The organism is Pseudomonas kitaguniensis (assembly GCF_009296165.1).
GTDB lineage: Bacteria > Pseudomonadota > Gammaproteobacteria > Pseudomonadales > Pseudomonadaceae > Aquipseudomonas > Aquipseudomonas kitaguniensis.
Genome location: NZ_VUAZ01000012.1, coordinates 1 through 5,067, shown reverse-complemented (window position 1 = coordinate 5,067; position 5,067 = coordinate 1). Strand labels below are relative to the sequence as shown.

Below are 5,067 nucleotides of genomic sequence, written 5' to 3'. Positions count from 1 at the left end.
AGAGCAAGCAAATTGCTTGGGTGTTATATGGTCAAGCCTCACGGGCAATTAGTATTGGTTAGCTCAACGCCTCACAGCGCTTACACACCCAACCTATCAACGTCGTAGTCTTCGACGGCCCTTTAGGGAACTCAAGGTTCCAGTGAGATCTCATCTTGAGGCTAGTTTCCCGCTTAGATGCTTTCAGCGGTTATCTATTCCGAACATAGCTACCCGGCAATGCCACTGGCGTGACAACCGGAACACCAGAGGTTCGTCCACTCCGGTCCTCTCGTACTAGGAGCAGCCCCTCTCAAATCTCAAACGTCCACGGCAGATAGGGACCGAACTGTCTCACGACGTTCTAAACCCAGCTCGCGTACCACTTTAAATGGCGAACAGCCATACCCTTGGGACCGGCTTCAGCCCCAGGATGTGATGAGCCGACATCGAGGTGCCAAACACCGCCGTCGATATGAACTCTTGGGCGGTATCAGCCTGTTATCCCCGGAGTACCTTTTATCCGTTGAGCGATGGCCCTTCCATACAGAACCACCGGATCACTAAGACCTACTTTCGTACCTGCTCGACGTGTCTGTCTCGCAGTCAAGCGCGCTTTTGCCTTTATACTCTACGACCGATTTCCGACCGGTCTGAGCGCACCTTCGTACTCCTCCGTTACTCTTTAGGAGGAGACCGCCCCAGTCAAACTACCCACCATACACTGTCCTCGATCCGGATAACGGACCTGAGTTAGAACCTCAAAGTTGCCAGGGTGGTATTTCAAGGTTGGCTCCACGCGAACTGGCGTCCACGCTTCAAAGCCTCCCACCTATCCTACACAAGCAAATTCAAAGTCCAGTGCAAAGCTATAGTAAAGGTTCACGGGGTCTTTCCGTCTAGCCGCGGATACACTGCATCTTCACAGCGATTTCAATTTCACTGAGTCTCGGGTGGAGACAGCGCCGCCATCGTTACGCCATTCGTGCAGGTCGGAACTTACCCGACAAGGAATTTCGCTACCTTAGGACCGTTATAGTTACGGCCGCCGTTTACCGGGGCTTCGATCAAGAGCTTCGCGTTAGCTAACCCCATCAATTAACCTTCCGGCACCGGGCAGGCGTCACACCCTATACGTCCACTTTCGTGTTTGCAGAGTGCTGTGTTTTTAATAAACAGTCGCAGCGGCCTGGTATCTTCGACCGGCATGAGCTTACGGAGCAAGTCCTTCACCCTCACCGGCGCACCTTCTCCCGAAGTTACGGTGCCATTTTGCCTAGTTCCTTCACCCGAGTTCTCTCAAGCGCCTTGGTATTCTCTACCCAACCACCTGTGTCGGTTTGGGGTACGGTTCCTGGTTACCTGAAGCTTAGAAGCTTTTCTTGGAAGCATGGCATCAACCACTTCGTCGTCTAAAAGACAACTCGTCATCAGCTCTCGGCCTTAAGATCCCGGATTTACCTAAGATCTCAGCCTACCACCTTAAACTTGGACAACCAACGCCAAGCTGGCCTAGCCTTCTCCGTCCCTCCATCGCAATAACCAGAAGTACAGGAATATTAACCTGTTTTCCATCGACTACGCTTTTCAGCCTCGCCTTAGGGACCGACTAACCCTGCGTCGATTAACGTTGCGCAGGAAACCTTGGTCTTTCGGCGTGGGTGTTTTTCACACCCATTGTCGTTACTCATGTCAGCATTCGCACTTCTGATACCTCCAGCAAGCTTCTCAACTCACCTTCACAGGCTTACAGAACGCTCCTCTACCGCATCACCTAAGTGATACCCGTAGCTTCGGTGTATGGTTTGAGCCCCGTTACATCTTCCGCGCAGGCCGACTCGACTAGTGAGCTATTACGCTTTCTTTAAAGGGTGGCTGCTTCTAAGCCAACCTCCTAGCTGTCTAAGCCTTCCCACATCGTTTCCCACTTAACCATAACTTTGGGACCTTAGCTGACGGTCTGGGTTGTTTCCCTTTTCACGACGGACGTTAGCACCCGCCGTGTGTCTCCCATGCTCGGCACTTGTAGGTATTCGGAGTTTGCATCGGTTTGGTAAGTCGGGATGACCCCCTAGCCGAAACAGTGCTCTACCCCCTACAGTGATACATGAGGCGCTACCTAAATAGCTTTCGAGGAGAACCAGCTATCTCCGAGCTTGATTAGCCTTTCACTCCGATCCACAGGTCATCCGCTAACTTTTCAACGGTAGTCGGTTCGGTCCTCCAGTTAGTGTTACCCAACCTTCAACCTGCCCATGGATAGATCGCCCGGTTTCGGGTCTATTCCCAGCGACTAGACGCCCTATTAAGACTCGCTTTCGCTACGCCTCCCCTATTCGGTTAAGCTCGCCACTGAAAATAAGTCGCTGACCCATTATACAAAAGGTACGCAGTCACCTAACAAGTAGGCTCCCACTGCTTGTACGCATACGGTTTCAGGATCTATTTCACTCCCCTCTCCGGGGTTCTTTTCGCCTTTCCCTCACGGTACTAGTTCACTATCGGTCAGTCAGTAGTATTTAGCCTTGGAGGATGGTCCCCCCATATTCAGACAAAGTTTCTCGTGCTCCGTCCTACTCGATTTCATGACTAAGAGATTTTCGCGTACAGGGCTATCACCCACTATGGCCGCACTTTCCAGAGCGTTCCGCTAATCTCAAAGCCACTTAAGGGCTAGTCCCCGTTCGCTCGCCACTACTAAGGGAATCTCGGTTGATTTCTTTTCCTCAGGGTACTTAGATGTTTCAGTTCCCCTGGTTCGCTCCATACACCTATGTATTCAGTGTAAGGTAACCATCTTATGATGGCTGGGTTCCCCCATTCAGACATCTCCGGATCAAAGTCTGTTTGCCGACTCCCCGAAGCTTTTCGCAGGCTACCACGTCTTTCATCGCCTCTGACTGCCAAGCATCCACCGTATGCGCTTCTTCACTTGACCATATAACCCCAAGCAATCTGGTTATACTGTGAAGACAACATTCGCCGAAAATTCGATAATACTCAATGCAGAGTAACTCACAAATTTTACCTTAGCCTGATCCGTTACCAGTGAAAGTAACGTTCAGTCTATCTTTCTATCACATACCCAAATTTTTAAAGAACGATCTAATCAAAGACTAGAAATCAACATTCACCATCACAATGATGGAATGCTCATTTCTAAGCTTTACTTACGTCAGAAGCAGTAGTGGTGGAGCCAAACGGGATCGAACCGTTGACCTCCTGCGTGCAAGGCAGGCGCTCTCCCAGCTGAGCTATGGCCCCGTATTTCTACAGGCGTTTCCCACACAAAATTGGTGGGTCTGGGCAGATTCGAACTGCCGACCTCACCCTTATCAGGGGTGCGCTCTAACCAACTGAGCTACAGACCCAATTTCGGGCTGCTTCTTATCGTCTTCTTCAATGAATCAAGCAATTCGTGTGGGAACTTATGGAGCAGCTGATGTCGTCGATTAAGGAGGTGATCCAGCCGCAGGTTCCCCTACGGCTACCTTGTTACGACTTCACCCCAGTCATGAATCACACCGTGGTAACCGTCCTCCCGAAGGTTAGACTAGCTACTTCTGGTGCAACCCACTCCCATGGTGTGACGGGCGGTGTGTACAAGGCCCGGGAACGTATTCACCGCGACATTCTGATTCGCGATTACTAGCGATTCCGACTTCACGCAGTCGAGTTGCAGACTGCGATCCGGACTACGATCGGTTTTCTGGGATTAGCTCCACCTCGCGGCTTGGCAACCCTCTGTACCGACCATTGTAGCACGTGTGTAGCCCAGGCCGTAAGGGCCATGATGACTTGACGTCATCCCCACCTTCCTCCGGTTTGTCACCGGCAGTCTCCTTAGAGTGCCCACCATTACGTGCTGGTAACTAAGGACAAGGGTTGCGCTCGTTACGGGACTTAACCCAACATCTCACGACACGAGCTGACGACAGCCATGCAGCACCTGTCTCAATGTTCCCGAAGGCACCAATCTATCTCTAGAAAGTTCATTGGATGTCAAGGCCTGGTAAGGTTCTTCGCGTTGCTTCGAATTAAACCACATGCTCCACCGCTTGTGCGGGCCCCCGTCAATTCATTTGAGTTTTAACCTTGCGGCCGTACTCCCCAGGCGGTCAACTTAATGCGTTAGCTGCGCCACTAAGAGCTCAAGGCTCCCAACGGCTAGTTGACATCGTTTACGGCGTGGACTACCAGGGTATCTAATCCTGTTTGCTCCCCACGCTTTCGCACCTCAGTGTCAGTATTAGTCCAGGTGGTCGCCTTCGCCACTGGTGTTCCTTCCTATATCTACGCATTTCACCGCTACACAGGAAATTCCACCACCCTCTACCATACTCTAGTCAGTCAGTTTTGAATGCAGTTCCCAGGTTGAGCCCGGGGATTTCACATCCAACTTAACAAACCACCTACGCGCGCTTTACGCCCAGTAATTCCGATTAACGCTTGCACCCTCTGTATTACCGCGGCTGCTGGCACAGAGTTAGCCGGTGCTTATTCTGTCGGTAACGTCAAAACAATCACGTATTAGGTAACTGCCCTTCCTCCCAACTTAAAGTGCTTTACAATCCGAAGACCTTCTTCACACACGCGGCATGGCTGGATCAGGCTTTCGCCCATTGTCCAATATTCCCCACTGCTGCCTCCCGTAGGAGTCTGGACCGTGTCTCAGTTCCAGTGTGACTGATCATCCTCTCAGACCAGTTACGGATCGTCGCCTTGGTGAGCCATTACCTCACCAACTAGCTAATCCGACCTAGGCTCATCTGATAGCGCAAGGCCCGAAGGTCCCCTGCTTTCTCCCGTAGGACGTATGCGGTATTAGCGTCCGTTTCCGAACGTTATCCCCCACTACCAGGCAGATTCCTAGGCATTACTCACCCGTCCGCCGCTCTCAAGAGAAGCAAGCTTCTCTCTACCGCTCGACTTGCATGTGTTAGGCCTGCCGCCAGCGTTCAATCTGAGCCATGATCAAACTCTTCAGTTCAAACATCTTTGGGTTTTTAAGAAACCCTAAACTTGGCTCAGCAATCGTTGGTTACATCTTTGATTTCTCGCGGAGTAACTTGTGATGCTGATAATCTT

General features: G+C 51.3%; 2 tRNA genes and 2 rRNA genes. All 4 read right to left on the bottom strand.

What is annotated here, in order from left to right:
• Positions 1-27 precede the first annotated feature (27 nt).
• The 4 genes from F0169_RS02710 to F0169_RS02695 all read right to left on the bottom strand — a co-directional run bounded on the left by F0169_RS02710 (position 28) and on the right by F0169_RS02695 (position 4,969).
• Positions 28-2,917: ribosomal RNA gene (locus F0169_RS02710) — 23S ribosomal RNA — on the bottom strand.
• A 250-nt stretch (positions 2,918-3,167) separates the two neighbouring features.
• Positions 3,168-3,243 (bottom strand) — tRNA-Ala (locus F0169_RS02705).
• A gap of 30 nt (positions 3,244-3,273) precedes the next feature.
• Positions 3,274-3,350, bottom strand: a tRNA-Ile gene (locus tag F0169_RS02700).
• A gap of 82 nt (positions 3,351-3,432) precedes the next feature.
• Positions 3,433-4,969: ribosomal RNA gene (locus tag F0169_RS02695) — 16S ribosomal RNA — on the bottom strand.
• The 16S and 23S rRNA genes sit together here with 2 tRNA genes alongside, the layout of an rRNA operon.
• Positions 4,970-5,067: the final 98 nt, after the last annotated feature.